The organism is Phenylobacterium sp. (assembly GCF_044372605.1).
Lineage (GTDB): Bacteria > Pseudomonadota > Alphaproteobacteria > Caulobacterales > Caulobacteraceae > Phenylobacterium.
The window spans coordinates 35,568-52,521 of record NZ_JBILRO010000001.1 but is presented as its reverse complement, the minus strand read 5'-3'; the positions used below and the strand labels follow the sequence as shown (position 1 = coordinate 52,521).

General features: G+C 66.6%; 23 protein-coding genes. 9 read left to right on the top strand and 14 right to left on the bottom strand.

All coding sequences use genetic code 11. The annotated features are described in order from the left end of the window. Positions 1-210 precede the first annotated feature (210 nt). Genes timA through ACIQ42_RS00280 form a run of 3 tightly spaced genes read left to right on the top strand, consistent with a single transcriptional unit; the run spans position 211 to position 2,461 of the window. Positions 211-828 (top strand): TIM44-related membrane protein TimA, encoded by a 618-nt coding sequence (timA, locus tag ACIQ42_RS00290; protein ID WP_397420226.1) that lies wholly within the window; start codon positions 211-213, stop codon positions 826-828. Between the two features lie 5 nt (positions 829-833). After that, a complete protein-coding gene (locus ACIQ42_RS00285) occupies positions 834-1,961 on the top strand; it encodes an MltA domain-containing protein (protein WP_397420225.1) in 1,128 nt (375 codons plus the stop codon). Further along, the gene (locus tag ACIQ42_RS00280; RefSeq protein WP_397420224.1) at positions 1,958-2,461 is read left to right on the top strand and encodes a Smr/MutS family protein; all 504 of its coding nucleotides are present in this window, start codon (positions 1,958-1,960) and stop codon (positions 2,459-2,461) included. The genes ACIQ42_RS00285 and ACIQ42_RS00280 overlap by 4 nt, the downstream gene beginning before the upstream one ends. Before the next feature lie 11 nt (positions 2,462-2,472). Here ACIQ42_RS00280 and ACIQ42_RS00275 read toward each other — a convergent pair whose 3' ends face one another. The 11 genes from ACIQ42_RS00275 to ACIQ42_RS00225 form a co-directional block, all read right to left on the bottom strand. Next, positions 2,473-2,796, bottom strand: a complete 324-nt coding sequence (locus ACIQ42_RS00275) for a phosphoribosyl-ATP diphosphatase (RefSeq protein WP_397420223.1) — start codon at positions 2,794-2,796, stop codon at positions 2,473-2,475. Next, entirely contained in the window at positions 2,793-3,563 is a 771-nt protein-coding gene (gene hisF, locus ACIQ42_RS00270; protein ID WP_397420222.1) for an imidazole glycerol phosphate synthase subunit HisF, read from the bottom strand. Before hisF ends, ACIQ42_RS00275 begins: the two co-directional genes overlap by 4 nt. Continuing rightward, positions 3,560-4,282 carry a 1-(5-phosphoribosyl)-5-[(5-phosphoribosylamino)methylideneamino]imidazole-4-carboxamide isomerase gene (hisA, locus tag ACIQ42_RS00265; protein WP_397420221.1) on the bottom strand — a complete coding sequence of 241 codons (723 nt, stop codon included), beginning with the start codon at positions 4,280-4,282 and terminating at the stop codon, positions 3,560-3,562. The genes hisF and hisA overlap by 4 nt, the downstream gene beginning before the upstream one ends. Beyond that, complete coding sequence (gene hisH, locus ACIQ42_RS00260; protein ID WP_397420220.1) at positions 4,279-4,914, bottom strand: imidazole glycerol phosphate synthase subunit HisH; 636 nt, start codon at positions 4,912-4,914, stop codon at positions 4,279-4,281. The genes hisA and hisH overlap by 4 nt, the downstream gene beginning before the upstream one ends. A gap of 9 nt (positions 4,915-4,923) precedes the next feature. Further along, positions 4,924-5,514 (bottom strand): imidazoleglycerol-phosphate dehydratase HisB, encoded by a 591-nt coding sequence (gene hisB / locus ACIQ42_RS00255; protein ID WP_397420219.1) that lies wholly within the window; start codon positions 5,512-5,514, stop codon positions 4,924-4,926. A 4-nt stretch (positions 5,515-5,518) separates the two neighbouring features. Beyond that, positions 5,519-6,508 (bottom strand): adenosine kinase, encoded by a 990-nt coding sequence (locus ACIQ42_RS00250; RefSeq protein WP_397420218.1) that lies wholly within the window; start codon positions 6,506-6,508, stop codon positions 5,519-5,521. 57 nt (positions 6,509-6,565) lie between these two features. Beyond that, a complete protein-coding gene (locus tag ACIQ42_RS00245; RefSeq protein WP_397420217.1) occupies positions 6,566-7,216 on the bottom strand; it encodes a hypothetical protein in 651 nt (216 codons plus the stop codon). Positions 7,217-7,485: 269 nt separating this feature from the next. Continuing rightward, positions 7,486-8,043 (bottom strand): DUF1190 domain-containing protein, encoded by a 558-nt coding sequence (locus ACIQ42_RS00240; protein ID WP_397420228.1) that lies wholly within the window; start codon positions 8,041-8,043, stop codon positions 7,486-7,488. Between the two features lie 77 nt (positions 8,044-8,120). Further along, entirely contained in the window at positions 8,121-8,717 is a 597-nt protein-coding gene (locus tag ACIQ42_RS00235) for a DUF1190 domain-containing protein (RefSeq protein WP_397420216.1), read from the bottom strand. A gap of 5 nt (positions 8,718-8,722) precedes the next feature. Next, the gene (locus ACIQ42_RS00230; RefSeq protein ID WP_397399148.1) at positions 8,723-9,136 is read right to left on the bottom strand and encodes a DUF350 domain-containing protein; all 414 of its coding nucleotides are present in this window, start codon (positions 9,134-9,136) and stop codon (positions 8,723-8,725) included. Then, positions 9,136-9,792: a DUF2491 family protein gene (locus ACIQ42_RS00225; protein ID WP_397420215.1), complete on the bottom strand. Its 657-nt coding sequence runs from the start codon at positions 9,790-9,792 to the stop codon at positions 9,136-9,138. Before ACIQ42_RS00225 ends, ACIQ42_RS00230 begins: the two co-directional genes overlap by 1 nt. 285 nt (positions 9,793-10,077) lie before the next feature. Between ACIQ42_RS00225 and ACIQ42_RS00220 the strand changes: the two genes are divergently transcribed. Genes ACIQ42_RS00220 through ACIQ42_RS00210 form a run of 3 tightly spaced genes read left to right on the top strand, consistent with a single transcriptional unit; the run spans position 10,078 to position 12,516 of the window. After that, positions 10,078-10,524, top strand: coding sequence for a YjfI family protein (locus ACIQ42_RS00220; protein ID WP_397420214.1), 447 nt, complete (start codon positions 10,078-10,080; stop codon positions 10,522-10,524). An 11-nt stretch (positions 10,525-10,535) separates the two neighbouring features. Further along, positions 10,536-11,303 carry a PspA/IM30 family protein gene (locus ACIQ42_RS00215; RefSeq protein ID WP_397420213.1) on the top strand — a complete coding sequence of 256 codons (768 nt, stop codon included), beginning with the start codon at positions 10,536-10,538 and terminating at the stop codon, positions 11,301-11,303. A 49-nt stretch (positions 11,304-11,352) separates the two neighbouring features. Further along, complete coding sequence (locus ACIQ42_RS00210) at positions 11,353-12,516, top strand: glutathionylspermidine synthase family protein (protein ID WP_397420212.1); 1,164 nt, start codon at positions 11,353-11,355, stop codon at positions 12,514-12,516. On the opposite strand, the gene nth is transcribed toward ACIQ42_RS00210, so the two are convergent. Both nth and ACIQ42_RS00200 read right to left on the bottom strand, forming a co-directional pair. Beyond that, a complete protein-coding gene (nth, locus tag ACIQ42_RS00205) occupies positions 12,513-13,178 on the bottom strand; it encodes an endonuclease III (RefSeq protein WP_397420211.1) in 666 nt (221 codons plus the stop codon). The two genes, ACIQ42_RS00210 and nth, sit on opposite strands and share 4 nt — an antisense overlap. Position 13,179: 1 nt before the next feature. After that, positions 13,180-13,950, bottom strand: a complete 771-nt coding sequence (locus tag ACIQ42_RS00200) for an SDR family NAD(P)-dependent oxidoreductase (RefSeq protein WP_397420210.1) — start codon at positions 13,948-13,950, stop codon at positions 13,180-13,182. A gap of 101 nt (positions 13,951-14,051) precedes the next feature. On the opposite strand from ACIQ42_RS00200, the gene ACIQ42_RS00195 reads away from it, so the two are divergent. Genes ACIQ42_RS00195 through ACIQ42_RS00185 form a run of 3 tightly spaced genes read left to right on the top strand, consistent with a single transcriptional unit; the run spans position 14,052 to position 16,179 of the window. Beyond that, on the top strand, positions 14,052-14,558 hold the full coding sequence (locus ACIQ42_RS00195) for a DUF2244 domain-containing protein (RefSeq protein WP_397420209.1): 507 nt from the start codon (positions 14,052-14,054) through the stop codon (positions 14,556-14,558). A gap of 32 nt (positions 14,559-14,590) precedes the next feature. After that, the gene (locus tag ACIQ42_RS00190) at positions 14,591-15,730 is read left to right on the top strand and encodes an Acg family FMN-binding oxidoreductase (protein ID WP_397420208.1); all 1,140 of its coding nucleotides are present in this window, start codon (positions 14,591-14,593) and stop codon (positions 15,728-15,730) included. Then, the gene (locus ACIQ42_RS00185) at positions 15,727-16,179 is read left to right on the top strand and encodes a MarR family winged helix-turn-helix transcriptional regulator (RefSeq protein ID WP_397420207.1); all 453 of its coding nucleotides are present in this window, start codon (positions 15,727-15,729) and stop codon (positions 16,177-16,179) included. Before ACIQ42_RS00190 ends, ACIQ42_RS00185 begins: the two co-directional genes overlap by 4 nt. On the opposite strand, the gene ACIQ42_RS00180 is transcribed toward ACIQ42_RS00185, so the two are convergent. After that, on the bottom strand, positions 16,176-16,910 hold the full coding sequence (locus ACIQ42_RS00180) for a M48 family metallopeptidase (RefSeq protein ID WP_397420206.1): 735 nt from the start codon (positions 16,908-16,910) through the stop codon (positions 16,176-16,178). The genes ACIQ42_RS00185 and ACIQ42_RS00180 overlap by 4 nt on opposite strands. Positions 16,911-16,954 lie beyond the last annotated feature (44 nt).

Sequence of the window (16,954 nt, the reverse complement as noted above, 5' to 3'; positions counted from 1 at the left end):
GGCCTCGGGCGCCGCGGCGCCGGGATCGATATCGGTCATGACGGCCAGAATGTCTCTTTGCGAAGGGCGCCGGATCGCGCCGTGTTGGGGCCGAGCCGCTAACATGGCGCCCCGGACGATGCAACGTCACCCCTAACACGGGGTTCGCGTACGACTATATTGCGCTATGCAGCGTATTGTCGTTTCTGCGCATCACTTGAAGGCCAACTGTTGCAAACGCTCGAACTGATCATCTTCGCGGGTCTCGCCGTGGTCGTGCTGTATCAGCTTTATACAGTGCTGGGACGGCGCGTGGGCCGCCAACCCGGGGACCGCCCGGCCGCGGAAGCCGGCGGGCCAGCGATCAAGGCTCCGGACCTTCAGGTCGAGGCGGCTGACGAGGGCGTCGCCCTGACTGGCCTGGCCGCTGTCAAGGCCATCGACCCCGGGTTCGACATGGCCAGCTTCCTCGGTGGCTCGAGGTCGGCCTACCAGATGATCGTCACCGCCTTTGCCGAAGGGGACAAGACGACCCTGGGCAATCTGCTGGCGCCCGGCGTTCTGGCCGGATTTGAAGCCGCCATCGACCAGCGCGTCGCCGAGAACCGCACGGAAACCGTAGAATTCGCCCACCCGCCGCGCGCCGACCTGGATATGGCCGATGTGGTCGACGGCGACCTTGCCCGTCTGAGCGTCCGGTTTCTGGCCGAATTCCGCAGCCGCACCAAAGGCCCGGAAGGCGAGGGCGTGGACGATCGCCGCACCGCCGAGGTCTGGACCTTTGAGCGCCGCCTGAAAAGCCGCGATCCGAACTGGCTGCTGGTGCGCGTGGACGCCGCCGAGGCTTGAGGCTCGTGCGCGCAGGCCTAGTCCTTCTGGCCTGCCTGACGCTGTCGGCCTGCGCGACCGCTTCTGAACACGGCCCGCCGCCGCCCATTGATCGACCTGGCGCGACACCGGAGCCGCCACGGCCCCCAGAGCCGCCGGCGACGCCGAGGCCGGAACCCCGGCGCCTTGCCGTCTCCGACCTTCCGGGGTGGCGGCACGAGGATTTTGACGGCGCCTACAAGGCCTTTGTGAAGACCTGCGCCGCGGTGCGTGACCGCGCCCTGGCCGCCGCCTGTTTGCGGGCGCGCGGCTCGGGAGAGCCCGGACCCGGTGACGCGCGAAGGTTCTTCGAAACGGCGTTCGTGGCAGAACAACTGGGCGATGAGGGGGTGCTGACCGCCTATTTCGCGCCGGTCTACCCCGCCCGACAGGCACCGGACGAGGAATTCAGCGCCCCGGTCCGGGCGCGTCCCGCCGATCTCGTGGTGGCTGACGGCGGCATCATTCTGCAGGTCAAACCCGACGGGAGTGCTGAGTCCTATCCTGACCGGACCGCCATCGAAGCCTGGCCTGTGGGCCAACCCCTGGCCTGGATGCGGCCAGAGGAGCTGTTCTTCCTGCAGGTCCAGGGCTCCGGCGTGCTGACCTTCGAGCGCGGCCGGCGGATGAAGGTGATCTACGCCGCTCACAACGGTCGCCCTTTCGCCGGGATCGCCAATCCCATGCGGGACCGCGGCCTGCTGGCGCGAGACAACACTGGGGGCGATGCGATCCGGGGCTGGCTGGCGGCTCATCGGGGCCCTGAGGCCGACGCGATCATGCAGCTCAACCCGCGCTATGTGTTCTTCCGACTGGTTCCCGACGACGGCAAGCCCCCGGCAGGCGCCGCCAACCTGCCCTTGCCGTCCGGGCGCGCGGTGGCCATCGACCCGGCGTTTCACACCTACGGCGACCTGCTCTGGATCGACGGGGAAGCGCCGCTGCTTGCCGGGGCGTTTCCGACCTATCGACGCCTGGTCAGCGCGCTGGACACCGGCGGTGCCATCAAGGGCGAAGTTCGGGCTGACCTCTACCTGGGCGAAGGGGAAGCCGCCGGCGCCGAGGCCGGTCGGGTCCGCCATACGCTGCGCCTCTACCGCCTGGTCCCCCGATGAAGCGGCCGCTGAAACCAGACGACCATCGCCTCTGGTCGATGGTGACCGCAACAGTCCACCCGCTGACGGACCGCAACAGCCCCAAGCCCGCGCGTCCCCAGACCCTGGACGCGGCGGCGCGGGTAGAGCCCAAACGTCCGCCTGCCGAACCGGAGACGTTTCGCGAGGCCGTCGACGCCATCGAACCCAATCGACGCCATCGCATCGCCCGTGAGCGCGAGGAGATCGGCGGCCGCATCGATCTGCACGGCCTGACGCAGGACCGGGCCCGGGTGGCCCTCGAGCGTTTCCTGCAAGGGGCCTGGAACGAAGGCTATCGCGCCATTCTGGTGATCACCGGCAAGGGGGTTCAGGGCGACGGTGTCCTTCGTCGCCGGGTTCCGGAATGGCTGGGCGCGCCGCATCTGGCCCATATCGTCGCCGGGATATCCGAAGCGCATCGCCGGCACGGCGGCGAGGGCGCGCTCTATGTGGCGCTGAAACGGAAACCCAGGGCCTGAAGAAAGCAGGGCTACTTCGGTCGTGACGCCTTCTCGGCGAGACCGCTTGTGCCCTCCCGGGCCTCCAGCCGAACGGCCACCTCGTCCAGGCTCACGCCGGCGGCGGCGATCAGCACCAGCCAGTGGTAGATCAGGTCAGCGCTCTCGGCGGTCAGGGCGTCGCGGTCGCCATGGGCCGCGGCGATGACGGTCTCGACCGCTTCCTCGCCCAGCTTCTTGGCGGCGCGGTCCATGTCACCCAGCAGTTGGGCGGTGTAGGAGGTGGAGGCGTCCGCGCCCTTGCGACTTTCAATGGTGGCCGAGAGGCGATCTATCACTTGCGCAAAGCGGGTCATGCGGCGATCTCCGTCAGGCGCACGGGTACGCCGGCCTCGGCCATGGCGCGCTTGGCCTCGCCGATGCTGACTTCGCCGAAATGAAAGATCGAGGCGGCCAGCACCGCATCAGCGCCGGCCTGAACGCCTTCCACAAGGTGGCGGGTATTTCCGGCGCCGCCCGATGCGATCACCGGCACGCTTACCGCCGAACTGACGGCGCGCACGAGGTCCAGATCGTAGCCGGTCTTGGCGCCATCGCGGTCCATGGAAGTCAGCAGGATTTCACCTGCGCCTTTTGCGACCACCTCGATCGCGTACTCCACAGCGTCGAGACCCGTTGGATTGCGGCCCCCGTGAGTGAACACCTCCCAGCGCGCCCCTACACGTTTGGCATCGACGGATACGACCACGGCCTGGCTACCGAACGCGTCGGCGCAGGCGCTGACCACGTTCCGGTCGGCGACGGCGGCGGTCATGATCGAGATCTTGTCGGCGCCGGCCAGCAGCAGCCGTCGGGCGTCTTCCACCGACCGGATACCGCCGCCCACAGACAGCGGCATGAAACAGACGTCGGCCGTCCGCGCCACGACATCGAGGATGGTGCCGCGGTTCTCGTGGCTGGCGGTGATGTCGAGGAACATCAGCTCGTCCGCGCCCGCAGCATCATAGGCCCTGGCCTGCTCGACCGGGTCGCCGGCGTCACGCAGCGACACAAACTGCACGCCCTTCACCACCCGGCCGTCCTTGACGTCCAGACAGGGGATCAGGCGAACCTTGAGCGTCACGCCGCGAGTCCAAGGGCTTCAGCGGGGTCGATCGCGCCATTGTAGAGCGCTCGACCCAGCACAGCGCCCGCCACCGGCACACCCTTGCGCGCCTTCAGCTTGACGATGTCGTCCACTGTAGCCAGCCCGCCCGCTGCGATCACGGGGATGGATACCGCATCCGCCATGGCGCCGAAGGCTTCGACGTTGAAACCCATCACAGTGCCGTCGCGGTCGATATCGGTGACGATCAGGGCGGCGACGCCGGCATCCTCGAAGCGTTTCGCCACAGTGATGGCGTCGAGGTCGCTGTCGGCGGTCCAGCCATCGACGGCCACCTTACCCGCCCGCACATCGACGCTGACGGCGATCTGTTCGGGCCAGCGCTTGGCGGCGTCCAGCACGATCTTCGGATCCTTCACGGCCACGGTGCCCAGAATGATGCGGCTGACGCCGGCCTCTACCCAACGCTCGATATCAGCCAGGGTGCGGATCCCGCCGCCCAGCTGGACCGGCACGGATACGGACGCCAGGATCGCCTCGACGCCTGGCGCATTCACCGCCTTGCCCTGAACCGCGCCGTTCAGGTCGACCACATGGATCCAGTGGAACCCGGCCTCCACGAACGTGCGCGCCTGGGCCGCCGGCTCGGTATTGAAGACCGTGGCGGTTGAGAGGTCGCCGTGCAGCACGCGCACGCACTGGCCGTCCTTGAGATCGATGGCGGGATACAGGATCACGGGCGCCACTCCAGAAAGTCGGACAAAAGCTTGAGCCCGGCAGATTGCGATTTTTCGGGGTGAAACTGCACCCCGGCGAGATTGCCCCGGGCGACCGCCGCGGGGAAGCGTCCGCCATGATCCACCCAGGCTGCCACATCGGCGTCGTCGGAGGGGAAGATGGCGAAGGAGTGGGTGAAGTAGACCGGAGCGCCGGCCCTTAGACCAGACAGAACCGGCAGATCGGTGACATCCAGCAGATTATTCCACCCCATGTGCGGGATCTTGAGGTGCGGATCGGCGACCTCGATCTTGCGGACGTCGCCGTCGAACCAGCCGAGGCCCGGTGTCACACCGAACTCGAGGCCCCGCGAGGCCATCAGCTGCAGACCGACGCAGATGCCGAGGAAGGGCGCGCCGCGATCATGCACCGCATGGTTCATCGCCTCGATTACGCCCTCGCGCTCACTGAGCGCCGCCATACAGGCGGCGAACGCGCCGACGCCCGGCAGAACGATCCTGTCGGCGCTGGCCACGATGGCCGGGTCGTTGGTCACGACAATATCCGCGCGGCCGTCGGCGGCGCGGACCAGAGCCTTCTCGGCCGAGCGAAGATTGCCCGACCCATAATCGATCAGGGCGACGCTCTGCATAGGGATTTCCTAGAGCACGCCCTTGGTGGATGGCGCATGGCCATGGGTCTTGGGGTCGAGCTCGACTGCGTGACGCAGGGCCCGCGCCAGCGCCTTGAACCCGCTCTCGGCGATGTGGTGGGAATTGGCGCCGCGCAGCAGATCCAGATGCACGCATGCGCCGCAGTTCATGGCGAAGGCGTGGTGGAATTCCTTGAACAGCTCGGTGTCCATCTCGCCGACCTTGGGCGTCCTGAATTCGACGTTCCAGATCAGATAGGGGCGATTGGACAGGTCGATGGCGCAGCGGCTCAGGGTCTCGTCCATCGGGATATAGGCGTGGCCGAACCGGCGGATGCCCTTGAAGCCCGGGATCGCCTCCTTGATCGCCTGGCCCAGGACGATGCCGGTGTCTTCCACCGTGTGGTGCATGTCGATGTGCAGGTCGCCCCTGGTCTCGACCTTCAGGTCGATACCACCGTGCCGGGCGAAGCTTTCCAGCATGTGGTCGAAGAAGCCGATGCCCGTCGAGATTTCTGACGCACCGGTCCCGTCCAGGTCCACCGCGATGCGGATCTGGGTTTCCTTCGTATTGCGGACAACTTCGGCCTTGCGGCTCATCGGCTCAGTATCCCCTGGACGCGGCCAGATCCTTCAACGAGACCTGCGGACGCGGGCCATAGTGCGAGATCACCTCGGCCGCCGCCAGCGAGGCCAGCTGCCCGCATTGCTGCAGCGGACGCCCCCGCGAAAGGCCGAACATGAATCCGGCTGCGTATTGGTCGCCCGCGCCCGTCGTGTCCACGACTTTCTCGACCGGCTCGGCCTTGACCGTCAGACGCTGGCCCTGGCTCAGGATCACCGAGCCCTTGTCGCTGCGGGTGACGGCGGCCAGATCGCAGCGGGTGCGCAGCGCTTCACAGGCCTCATCAAAGCTGTCGGTCTCGAACAGGGCGAGGATCTCGCTCTCATTGGCGAACAGGAGGTCGACCTGGGTTTCGATGAAACCCAGCAGGCCGCCGCGATGGCGCTCCACCACGAAGCTGTCGGACAGCGTCAGCGCGATCTTGCGCCCGGCGCCGTGGGCAAGCGCCGCCGCCTTGGCGAAGGCGCGCCGGGCGGCCTCGGCGTCGAACAGATAGCCTTCCAGATAGACGATCTTCGAACCCTCGACCGTGTCGACCTCGACGTCGGTGTCCGTGAACTCCACCGAGGCGCCGAGGAAGGTGCACATGGTGCGCTGCGCGTCGGGCGTCACATTGATCATCGAGACCGCCGTCGCCGGGCCGCCGACCAGCGGCGCATTCTCGAACCTTGCCCCGATCTGGCGCATGTCGCGGGCGAAGGTGCGGCCCAGTTCGTCGTCGGCCACCTTGCCCATGAAGGCGCCCTTGCCGCCGAAGCTGGCCAGACCGGCGATGGTATTGGCCGCCGAGCCCCCCGAGGCTTCCACGGCCTGCTGCATCCGCGAGTAGAGCAGGGCGCTACGGGCGGGATCCACCAGCATCATGGCGCCCTTGGTCAGGTCGTTTTCGGCGAGCCAGGCGTCGGTGGCCGGCGCAATCACGTCGACAATGGCGTTGCCGATGGCGGCGACGTCGTAGAGGTCAGGCATGGCAAGGCTTTCGTGCGGGTGCTGGCCGCGCGGATTACAGGGAAAGGGTTAAGGAGGCTAGCGCGGGGGCGGCGCTTCGGCTGCTGGCGCCTCCTCGGCTTTCCGCAGGCTGAAAAGTGGATCCACGCTCCAGCCGATCGCGGCATCGAACTTATCCGATCGCCGCGACGGACGCATCCATTGTCGGGTCACGGTATAACTCCATGCCTGGCTCGCTTTCGAAGCATTCCTGACCGGGGCGGGCTCGAGCGCCGTGCAGTTGTCACCCACAACGGTCAGGCCAGGCAAAGGCGACTTTGTGACGCGAACCTCTCGCTCGCTGCCATCACCCACGATGTCTGGCGGTCCGCATTCAACGGCCCATGCCTTTAAGGATGTTACTCTCCCGGCGGAGTCGCGCGCCAGCGGAAGGATGGCAGTGTAGGCATAGTGGCTTGCCTTGCCCCGGTTCCTGAAGCGCGACTGCACGATCAGGGGGTCACCGGCGACAAGATATTCCTTTTTCGAGAAGCTCTTGGGTCCAATCAACGCGGCTTGCGCGCACTCTGGCCAAGCCTGAATGGGCTGATCGAGGCTGTAAACACAACCTTGTTCCGTAGAAGCCCACACACCCTCTTTGAGGGTTCCCTCCAAGGCCCGGTCGCGAGCGAACAAGGGTTGATGCGAGATGACCCTGTTTGTGCAGGCCGTCGTCACCAGCGCCAGCAAGATCACAACCCAACGTCTGCACTTCACGCCAGCCTCCGATCACGCTTTCGTGATCGTAGCTCAATTCTACGTCGATGAACAGTGCGCACCACCACCACCACCACGCGTGTCATCCCGGTTTCGCGGCACGCGAAGACCGGGACCCATACACACCGTGGTTCGGAAGACGGCTAGTGGCGGCGACATTCGATGAAGGCCGGCCCGTCGGAGTCTATGGGTCCCGGTCTTTGGCTCGCGCCAAAACCGGGATGACACGCCGGGGATTGAGATTATCCACCCCACCCGCCCTCACCTGTACAGCCGCGAGCCATCCGGCTGCCGAATCCGCTCCGCGAGACGGGGGCGCCCTTGCAGAGCATTCGTTCCGGACCCCGGCGATAGTCGGGTGGATCGAAGCTGCGCTGGCTGATGTGCATGCGGCCGGTGGGATAGCTCCGCCATACTCGTCCGCCGCCGGCTGCGTAGTAGCTGCCCGCCCGCCAGTCCCGGTAGAGCGCTCGGCCGCCCCAGCTTCCGTCGCGGGCGCGACCGACCACAAAGCCCATCAATAAGGGTCCCCAGAACGTGCCGTGACCGCTGACGGCCGATGGGGGTGTGCATTGATTCTGGCCGTGAACGCGTTCGCAGCTTGTCTGGTCTGGCCAGGTTGCGACGTTTCGGTCGTCAGCTACGGCGATCCGCGCAGCGGTGTCGCAGGCGTCGTCCGGCACTTCGCGCTGATCCCGGCAGGCCTGGAGTGATCCATAGAAATATGCGGTCGTCGCATCCGAACCCTCGGTAGGGCCCACGTCGCCTGTTCCGCAGGCTGAAAGCGAGACGCCGCCCATTGCCATCAAACTGGTGAGCCCAAGTGTTCGCGAGCGCTTCAACGGCCTATCTGCCCAAGCCTACCCAGGTCAGCCGATCAGCCGCCCCAGCTCCCGCCACGGCTCCGGCTTTCCATCCGACCGCCGAACCCGCCGCGCGAGATCACCGAGGAGCGGGTCTGCATGCGTTCCGGCGGGCGGAAGGTGTCGGGGGCGTCGAAGCTGCGGGCGCCGATGCGGGTGCGACCGGTGGCGTAGTCGGTCATCAACGGGCCGCCGCCGCGGCTGTAGTAGCCGCCCGAGCGCCAGTCGCGGTAGAGACCGCCGCCGCCCCAGCCGCCGTCCAGCATCCGGCCGACCACGAAGCCGGTGACCAGTGGGCCCCAGAACGAGCCGCCGCCCGCCTGGCTGCGTGGCACGCACTGGCCTTCGCCGTAGATTTCCTCGCAGGACTTGGTGTCGGCGTACTTGGCCTCGGAGGCTTCCTCGGCGGCGGCCTTCTTCATGCCCACGTCGCAGGCCTCGTCCGGGACCTCGTTCTTGTCCTTGCACTCGGCCAAGGACTGGTAGGTGTAGGCATCGACCGTGGGGCCCTGGTCGGCGATGGCGACATTGGGCTGGTCGCCGCAGGCGGTGAGCGAGACGCCGCCGATGGCCATCAGGCCGGTGAGGGTGAGCGAGCGCGAGCGCTTCATCGTCGTTACGCCGTCATGCAGGCGGCGTTGATGATGCCGACTGCGATGGAGATCATCATCATGTAGACCGCGCTGGCCACCTCGCCGCGCTCGATGCGGGCGGAGAGGTCACGCAGCACGATCCGGCGCACGAGCCAGAACGTCACGATCTGGATCACGCCCGCCAGCAGCGCCCAGGAGACGAACTCGGGCAAGGAATGGGTCTGGGTCAGGGCCGAGGCCAGCGGGATCACATAGCCGATCAGGGCACCGCCCAGCATGATGGCGGCGGCGATGTTGCCTTCGCGGATCAGGGCACCCTCGTTATGTGGTGTGATCCACTGGTAGGCCGCCTTGAACATCAGGGCGAAGCCGCCGGCGGCCAGGAAGGCGAGGCCGAAGTTCAGGGCCCCGGCGCCGAAATAGACAGGATCGAACATCATGCTTCGAATTCTCCAACGTTCAGCGGAATGCCGACCATGATTTCATGGGTCAGGTCGCCGCCTTCAGGTTCCATCTCGATCGCCAGCAGAAGCTCGCGCCCTTCCCCCGGCAGGTCGCGGGCGAACAGCATCGAGGTCTGGTAGATCCGGCGCGCGTCGGCGCCCGCGCGATCATCATAGACGCTTTCCCAGAAACTGACCGGGTCCTGCCGCTCATCGACATCGCCGAACCAGAAGCGCCGGTACTCCGGCAGGCCATCACCGCCAAAGGTGCGCGCCCGCAACCTGTCCGCCCAGCGGCGTTTGGCGGCGGCGTCGGTGGGCCAGGCCGATGACCAGGGCATGAAAATCGTGAAATCGTCCGCGCCCTGACCTTCGGCGTCAGGGCTGACGAGTTGCAGCATCAGGTCGTCGCCGGTGTAGAAGCGGTGGACAAAGCCGTCCGCGCCCAGATCGATGCGGCCCTGTGCCTCGATTTCCAGTGTGTTGGTGTCCAGGCGGAACTTCGCCGCATCGCCAAGCCTGCGCCAGGCCAGAGGATCCAGCCGGACACTGCGCCCGATGGTGATGTTGCGAACAACCGGCAGCGTCTGCGCCTCTTCTGCGCCACGCCGCCCCCCGCCGAAAAGCCCCCGGAAGATCACGTCATTCATCCTTCTTGAAATGGGATCATAGTCTCAACTTGCGCCGTGTCAAACGTACGCGTATGTATACGCGAACGAATGCAACGGCCAAAGGACAAGGCAGGGGGCCTGAGCCCCGCGGAACGGACCCGGCTTTGGCGCGATCAGCGCCAGCGCCTCGGGCTCGTGAAGCTGGAGCTCTGGGTTCCCCCCGGCGCCAAATCCGATATTCAGGCCGCAGCACGCGCCATCATCACAGCGTCGAGTCGCGGACCGGCGCTGAGAGACCCACAACCTCCGCGAGGATCGTACCAGATGGATCATGTCATCGACACCGATTGGTCGGTGAAGTCTCTTGCAGAGGCGCTCAGCGAATCGACGCTGCTGCGCGAGGGCGAGATGACGGCACGGGTGCTGGAGGGGACCGATCCGGTCCTGCAGATCACCATGAACGAGTTCGGCGACCTGCCGATCTTCCTGAGCGTGGGGTCGGAGCAGATCGTGGTCTCCGCGCTGCTGTGGCCGGTGGACGAGCAGGACAACCAGGCGGCGTTCAACGTGTTTCTGCTCAAGGCCCAGAAGCTGGTGCCGCTGTCGAACTTCGGCATCACCACGGTGTCGGAGCGCGACTACTATGAAATCTTCGGCGAGCTGTCGTGCAAGACCACCCTGCAAACGGTGGTGATCGAGCTGCGCATGCTGGCCGAGAACGCCATCCGCGCCGCCGACGAGCTGCGTCAGAATTTCGCTTCGGCTGCCTAGAGGGGACCAGGATGTCCATTTTCACGAAACTGATCACCCTGTTCCGCGGCACCGCCCATGAAGCCGGTGCGGCCGTTGTCGACGCCAATGCGTTGCGCATCCTGGATCAGGAGATTCGCGACGCCGATACGGCCCTGGGTCGGGCCCGTGACGATCTGGCCACCCTGGTGGCGAAGCGTCGCATGATCGAAAAGGAACTGAAGAACCTGAGTGATCAGGCCAGTCGCTATGAGAGCTCGGCCCGCGCCGCCCTCTCCAAGGGCGACGAGGCGCTCGCGATGGAAGTCGCCCAGCGGATCTCCGAGCTGGAAACCGAGGTCGCCACCAAGACCCCGCAGCTTGGCGAGATGCAGGCCGCCGAAGAGCGGATGCACAAGACCATCGCCACCACCCAGCAGCGGGTGGAGAACCTGCGCCGCGAAATTGACGTGGTGAAGGTCAACGACAGCGTCCAGCGCGCGCAGGCCGCTGTGGCCAGCCAGGGCGCCGGCGCCTCGGCCCGGCTGGGTTCGGCCGCCGACAGCCTCAAGCGCATCAAGGAGCGCCAGGCGATCGCCGAAGAGAAGTTCAAGGCGGCCGGCGAACTGGAAGACCGCCGCACCGGCGCCGATCTGGACGCCAAGCTGCAGGCCGCCGGCATTCTGCCGGGCCACTCGTCCGCCAACGACGTCCTGGCCCGCCTGAAGGCTCCGGCCGCCGAGCCGATGCCCATGCTGGAAGCCCCGCGGTTGCAGATCGAGGCCCAGCCGGTGGCCGTGGAGCGGGGCGAGAAATCTTGAGCCCCACCTCCCCCTCCCGCCGCCTTGCGGGGGAGGTAAGGAGCCCGCAATGAAACGCATCAAGACTGCCGAACGCCCCGGCTGGGACGCGCGCGCCGAAGCTCTGGGCTTTACCTGGCGCCATCTGGACGGCGCGCGTTACTGGGACGAGCGCGCCTACTACCAGTTCTCGCTCGCCGAGATCGAAGACGGTCTGGAGCAGCCGGCGCGCGAACTCCACGCCCTGTGCCTGGACCTCGTCGCCGAGGTGGTGACGAGCGAAGCGCTGATGGCGAAACTGGCGATACCGGAGGCGTCGCGCGATGACGTCGCCAACAGCTGGAAATCAAAGGCGCCCTCGCTCTACGGTCGCTTCGACTTCGCTTATGACGGAACCGGCCCGGCCAAGTTGTTCGAGTACAACGCCGATACGCCCACCAGCATCTATGAAACCGGCACCTTCCAGTGGATCTGGCTGGAGGACATGATCGCCGCCGGCCGGCTGCCCGCCGACGCCGACCAGTTCAACAGCCTGCACGAAAAGCTGCAGGCGCGGTTCAAGGCGATTTTCCCGGCCGGCGGCTTCGTCCATTTCTCCAGCGACGAGGAGACGCTCGAGGATCGCCAGACGGTGAAGTACCTGGAAGACATCGCCATTCAGGCCGGGATCGAACCGAGGTTCGTGCCGATCGACAAGATTGGCCTCGATGCGGATGGCCGGTTCGTTGACCAGGACAATTTCATCATCCAGGCGCTGTTCAAGCTCTACCCGTGGGAAGAGATGTTCCGCGAGGACTACGCCGCCAATATCGGGGGCTCGAAGACCCTGTTTCTGGAACCGGCCTGGAAGGCCATCCTGTCCAACAAGGGCCTGCTGCCCCTGCTGTGGGAACGCAACGCTGGCCACCCCAACCTGCTGCCGGCCTTCTTCGAGGATGATCCCCGCATCGCAGACCTGGGCAATTCCTGGGTACGAAAGCCGCTTTTTTCGCGCGAGGGCGCCAACATCGAACTGGTCGCCAACGGCCGCCGGGCCAGGGTGCTGGATCAGGGCTACGGCGAGGAGGGCCACATCCGCCAGGCCCTGCAGCCGATCACCCGCTTCGACGGCAACTACCCGATCATCGGCGCCTGGATGGTGGACGCCGAGCCGGCCGGCGTCGGCATCCGCGAGGACCGCAGCCGGGTGACGAAGAACCTGTCGCGGTTCGTGCCGCACGTGATCCTGGATTAAGCGAACGCGGCCCGCGACGGGCAGAGGTCGGCCACCGGACAGTCCCCGCATTTCGGCCGCCGGGCCACGCACACATAGCGGCCGTGCAGGATCAGCCAGTGGTGGGCCCTGACCAGAGCGGCCTCCGGAACGATGGCCATCAGCTCGGCCTCGACCTTGTCCGGTGTCTTGCCGGTGGCCAGGCCAAGGCGGTGCGAGACCCGGAAGACGTGGGTGTCTACGGCTATGGCGGGTTCGATCCGAAGCTCATTGAGCACCACGGAGGCCGTCTTGCGGCCGACGCCGGGCAGGGCCTGCAGGCTTTCGCGGTCCAGCGGGACCTCGCCGCCGTGCTCGGCGATCAGGATCTCGGCCATCCGGATCACGTTCTTCGCCTTCATGTTGAAGAGGCCAATGGAGGAGATGAAGGTCTTCAGGCCCGCTTCGCCGAGGGCCAGCATCGCTTGCGGCGTGTCGGCGACCTTGAAGAGCTTGTCCGTCGCCTTGTTGACGGAGACGTCGGTCGCCTGCGCCGATAACGCCACCGCCACCACCAGCTCATAAGGGCTGGCATAGGTCAGTTCAGTGCGGGGATCGATCGCCGCTGCCTCGAACCGTTCGAAGATTTCGGCGATCCGGGCGCGTTCCGCCGGTTTCAGGCTAGGGCGAGGCGGCGGCGCCACCTCAGCCCCGGTCCACGGCGAAGGGCCCGAAGGCCTGCTGCACCGGCATCAGTTCCAGGCTGTTGATGTTGATGTGCGCGGGAAGTCGCAATACGCCTTCGCACACCAGCGCCACATCATCGCCGGACATGGCGTGGACCCCGGCGTAGACCTTGTCTGCAGAGGTCTGGTCGCCCTTGAAGCGCACCACGGAAAACTCGGTGTCGGCCATACCCGGCTCGATCGAGGTGACCCGGACCTTCGAGCCCAACAGGTCAGCCCGCAGGTTCAACGAGAACTGGCGCACAAACGCCTTGGTGGCCCCGTACACATTCCCGCCCGGATAGGGGTAGCTGGCAGCCACCGACGACATGTTGATCACGTCGCCGCGGTTGCGCGCCACCATGCCGGGCAGGATGGCGCGGGTGATCCGCACCAGACCGGAGACATTGGTGTCGATCATCGTCTGCCAGTCGTCGATGTCGGCCTCGTGAGCCTTCTTCAGGCCCAGGGCAAGGCCGGCATTGTTGAAGAGGATGTCTATCGCCTGGAACGGCTCGGGCAGCCCGCTTACGAGATCGGCGATCGAGGCGTCATCGCGAACGTCCAGAACCCGGGTGAGCAGGCGCTCGGTGGCCAATTCTGCGCCGAGCGCGGCCAGCCGGTCGGCGCGGCGTCCGGTGGCGATGACCCGGCCCCCGCCAGCCAGCAGTCGTCTGGCCATGGCCTCGCCGAAACCGGACGTGGCCCCCGTCACCAGTGCGATGCGATCCGTGGCCCAGGCGTCTGTCATCGAAGCGTCTCCCATCCTTCGGGGATAGGGGGTTGCGGTCGCACCATCAAGCGGTCGACGGGGCTTCTCCCGCCAACGTGAGAGGCCTATCGTGCGGATCGATGGACCAGCCGCTTTACATGGATGCGGAGATCAAACCGAACCGCTCTCTCTCGGAGCGCGGGTTCGTGATCCTGATCACCATCATAACCCTGGTGAATGTGGCCTCGGCGATCGTCTTTCTCCGGATCGGCGCCCAGCTGGTGCCGCTGTTTCTTGGGGTCGACGTCGCGGCGATCACCGTGGCCTTCCTCGTCAGCTTCCGCGCGGGCCGCATGATCGAGCGGGTGCGCGTGAGCGCTCGCGATGTGGTGATCACCTATGAGACGCCGAAAGCCTCGCGCATTGTCTGGGAGAGCCCCACCGCCTTCACCCGCGTTTCGGCGGAACGAGACGAGGACAACCGGGTTGTGTCGTTGAAGGTGATGCAGTCCGGCCGGTACGCACCTGTTGCGGCGGCGCTGAGCCCCGGCGAACGCGGAGAGTTTGCAAGAGCCTTCGAGAACGCCATCTGGCGCGCGCGGCGCGGCGACATCCAGGGACTTGAGGCGAACCGCGCCGCCGTGTAGATAGTTTAGACATAAACTATATGGAGCCGGAGATGACCACCCGTCGAAACATTCTGGAACTTTTGGCGGCCGGCGGCGCCGCCGGCGCCTTGAGTGGCTGCGCCAGCGCCGGGGATGTCGATCCTGTCGCCGCCTGGCGGAATCCCGGCGCCGGTGAGAAGGACCCGCGCCGGTGGGTATTGGCGCATGCGATCCTGGCGCCCAACCCCCACAATCGCCAACCCTGGCTGGTGGATCTTGCCGGGACAGACGAAATCGTTTTCTACGCCGACACTTCCCGGCTGCTCCCGGCCACCGATCCGCCGAACCGCCAGATCACACTGGGTTGCGGGGCCTTTCTGGAGCTCCTGAACCTCGCGGCCTGCGAACGCGGCCTGCGCGCCGACATGACGCTTTGGCCAGAGGGCGAGCCGCAGCCCGTGCTGGACCAGCGGCCGGTCGCGCGGATCCGCCTCACACCGGACCCGGCCGTCGCCGCCGACCCATTGTTCCAGCAGATCCTGAAACGACAGACCAACCGGGTAGCCTTCGACCTCAAGACGCCGCCTACCGCAGCCGAGCTGGCCAGGGTGACGGCGGCCGCCCCGGCGCCCCTGGTGTCCGGAGCGATCATCACGCCGGGGGATGTGGCGCGGACGATCGATATCGGCCAGCGCGGCTTTGCTCGGGAAATGACCACGCCGGCCACCGCGCTGGAGTCCGCCAACCTGACCCGGGTCGGGGCGAAGGAAATCGCGCTTCACCGCGACGGCATCTCCCTGCAGGGGCCCATGATGGAGATGCTTGCGGCTGCCGGCATAATGTCGCGCGAGGCCATGGCCGACCCCGACTCCTTCGCCACGAAAAGCGCCATCGACATGTTCGGAAAAACCATCAAGGCGACGCCCGCATTCGTGTGGCTGAAAGGTTCGGACAACAGCCGCGCGACGCAGATCGCCGCAGGCCGCGCCTACGCACGTATGAACTTGACGGCCACCAGCCTGGGCCTTTCCATTCAGCCCTGGAGCATGACGCTTCAGGAGTTTCCCCAGATGGCCGCGCTTTATGCCGAAACCCAGACTGCGCTTGGAGCGTCGCCGACCGCGCCATTGCAGATGCTGGTCCGGATCGGCCGGGCCAAGCCGGGCCCTCAGTCACCGCGTCGGGGGCTCGCAGAGCACATCCGCGCGTGAGCGATCGCCGCAATGATCCCACAGCCTTCGTCTTCATCAACGAATGCGCGATCATCGAGCACCTGAGCCGCACGGCCGCCGAGCGGGTGCTGCCGGAGGGGTTGTCGCTGGCCGGGTTCACAGTGCTCAACCACATGATCCGTCTGGGTCACGAGCGCCGTGCGCCCGCCCGGATCGCAGGCGCGGTCCAGGTCACCAAGGGCGCCATGACCGGCACGCTCAAGCGCCTCGAGGCGGAGGGCTGGATCTCGGTGACCGCTGATCCGGACGACGGGCGCGGCAAGGTCGTAATGCTGACGCCGGAAGGACGCGCGATTCGCGAGACCGCGCTCCGCGTTCTGGCGCTGCAGCTCGAACCGGTCCTGCGGGCGGTGAGCGAGGACGAGCTGCGCCAGGCCATTCCGGTCCTGCAGAAAGTTCGGGCCGCGCTGGACGCCGCGCGGGACTAGGCTTCAGCTACCGCGGCTTTGAGTTCCTCGATCCGTCGCCCGTCCGCAGGGTGCGTGGACAGTACCTCAGGCGGTTGATCGCCAGAACGGGCGGCGCGGCTCATGCGCTCCCAGAACGTAACCGCGGCGGCGGGGTTCATGCCGGCCTTGCGCATCAGGCTAACCCCGATGCGGTCGGCCTCCAGCTCGTGGCTGCGGGCATAGGGCAGGATCACGCCGAACTGGGCGCCGAGGCCCAGGGCCGCCCCCACTTCGTCGGCGTACTGGGCGTTGTCCCCGCCGGACATGAAAAGCTGCGCCAGAGTGACGCCGGCCTGCGCCGCCAACTGATGGCTGACGCGTTCGGCGGGATGGCGCGCGAGGATGTGCCCGATCTCGTGGCCCAGCACCGAACCCACCTCGTCATCGCTTCGAGCCAGATCCAGCAAGCCCTTGAAGAAGCCCACGCGTCCATTGGGCAGGACGAAGGCGTTGAGGTCCGGCGAGTCCAGCACAGTGAACGACCAGCTCAGGTCGGGCCGGTTTGCGGCGCGGGCCAGAGGCCTGCCGATCCGGGCCAGCCGGGCCTGGACCGCCGGGTCGCGCACGGGCGGCGTTGCCGCCACGATCTGATCCCAGGACGCATTGGCCATCTCGACCAGTTGGGCGTCGGACACCACCACCAGCTGACGCCGCCCGGTCTCCGCGTTCTGGCTGCAACCGGCCAGGCCCGCTGCCGCCAGCGCCGCCATCAGGCCACGCCGCGATAATCCTGACTCACAGCGGACGCACATCC

What these genes read in the sequence shown, in the direction of transcription:
- ACIQ42_RS00280 (WP_397420224.1), top strand. Translation starts at nt 1,958, where the DNA reads ATGAAGCGGCCGCTGAAACCAGACGACCATCGCCTCTGGTCGATGGTG.
- ACIQ42_RS00275 (WP_397420223.1), bottom strand. Translation starts at nt 2,796, where the DNA reads ATGACCCGCTTTGCGCAAGTGATAGATCGCCTCTCGGCCACCATTGAA.
- hisH (WP_397420220.1), bottom strand. Translation starts at nt 4,914, where the DNA reads ATGCAGAGCGTCGCCCTGATCGATTATGGGTCGGGCAATCTTCGCTCG.
- hisB (WP_397420219.1), bottom strand. Translation starts at nt 5,514, where the DNA reads ATGAGCCGCAAGGCCGAAGTTGTCCGCAATACGAAGGAAACCCAGATC.
- ACIQ42_RS00250 (WP_397420218.1), bottom strand. Translation starts at nt 6,508, where the DNA reads ATGCCTGACCTCTACGACGTCGCCGCCATCGGCAACGCCATTGTCGAC.
- ACIQ42_RS00240 (WP_397420228.1), bottom strand. Translation starts at nt 8,043, where the DNA reads ATGGGCGGCGTCTCGCTTTCAGCCTGCGGAACAGGCGACGTGGGCCCT.
- ACIQ42_RS00235 (WP_397420216.1), bottom strand. Translation starts at nt 8,717, where the DNA reads ATGAAGCGCTCGCGCTCGCTCACCCTCACCGGCCTGATGGCCATCGGC.
- ACIQ42_RS00230 (WP_397399148.1), bottom strand. Translation starts at nt 9,136, where the DNA reads ATGTTCGATCCTGTCTATTTCGGCGCCGGGGCCCTGAACTTCGGCCTC.
- ACIQ42_RS00225 (WP_397420215.1), bottom strand. Translation starts at nt 9,792, where the DNA reads ATGAATGACGTGATCTTCCGGGGGCTTTTCGGCGGGGGGCGGCGTGGC.
- ACIQ42_RS00220 (WP_397420214.1), top strand. Translation starts at nt 10,078, where the DNA reads ATGGATCATGTCATCGACACCGATTGGTCGGTGAAGTCTCTTGCAGAG.
- ACIQ42_RS00215 (WP_397420213.1), top strand. Translation starts at nt 10,536, where the DNA reads ATGTCCATTTTCACGAAACTGATCACCCTGTTCCGCGGCACCGCCCAT.
- ACIQ42_RS00210 (WP_397420212.1), top strand. Translation starts at nt 11,353, where the DNA reads ATGAAACGCATCAAGACTGCCGAACGCCCCGGCTGGGACGCGCGCGCC.
- ACIQ42_RS00200 (WP_397420210.1), bottom strand. Translation starts at nt 13,950, where the DNA reads ATGACAGACGCCTGGGCCACGGATCGCATCGCACTGGTGACGGGGGCC.
- ACIQ42_RS00195 (WP_397420209.1), top strand. Translation starts at nt 14,052, where the DNA reads ATGGACCAGCCGCTTTACATGGATGCGGAGATCAAACCGAACCGCTCT.
- ACIQ42_RS00190 (WP_397420208.1), top strand. Translation starts at nt 14,591, where the DNA reads ATGACCACCCGTCGAAACATTCTGGAACTTTTGGCGGCCGGCGGCGCC.
- ACIQ42_RS00180 (WP_397420206.1), bottom strand. Translation starts at nt 16,910, where the DNA reads ATGGCGGCGCTGGCGGCAGCGGGCCTGGCCGGTTGCAGCCAGAACGCG.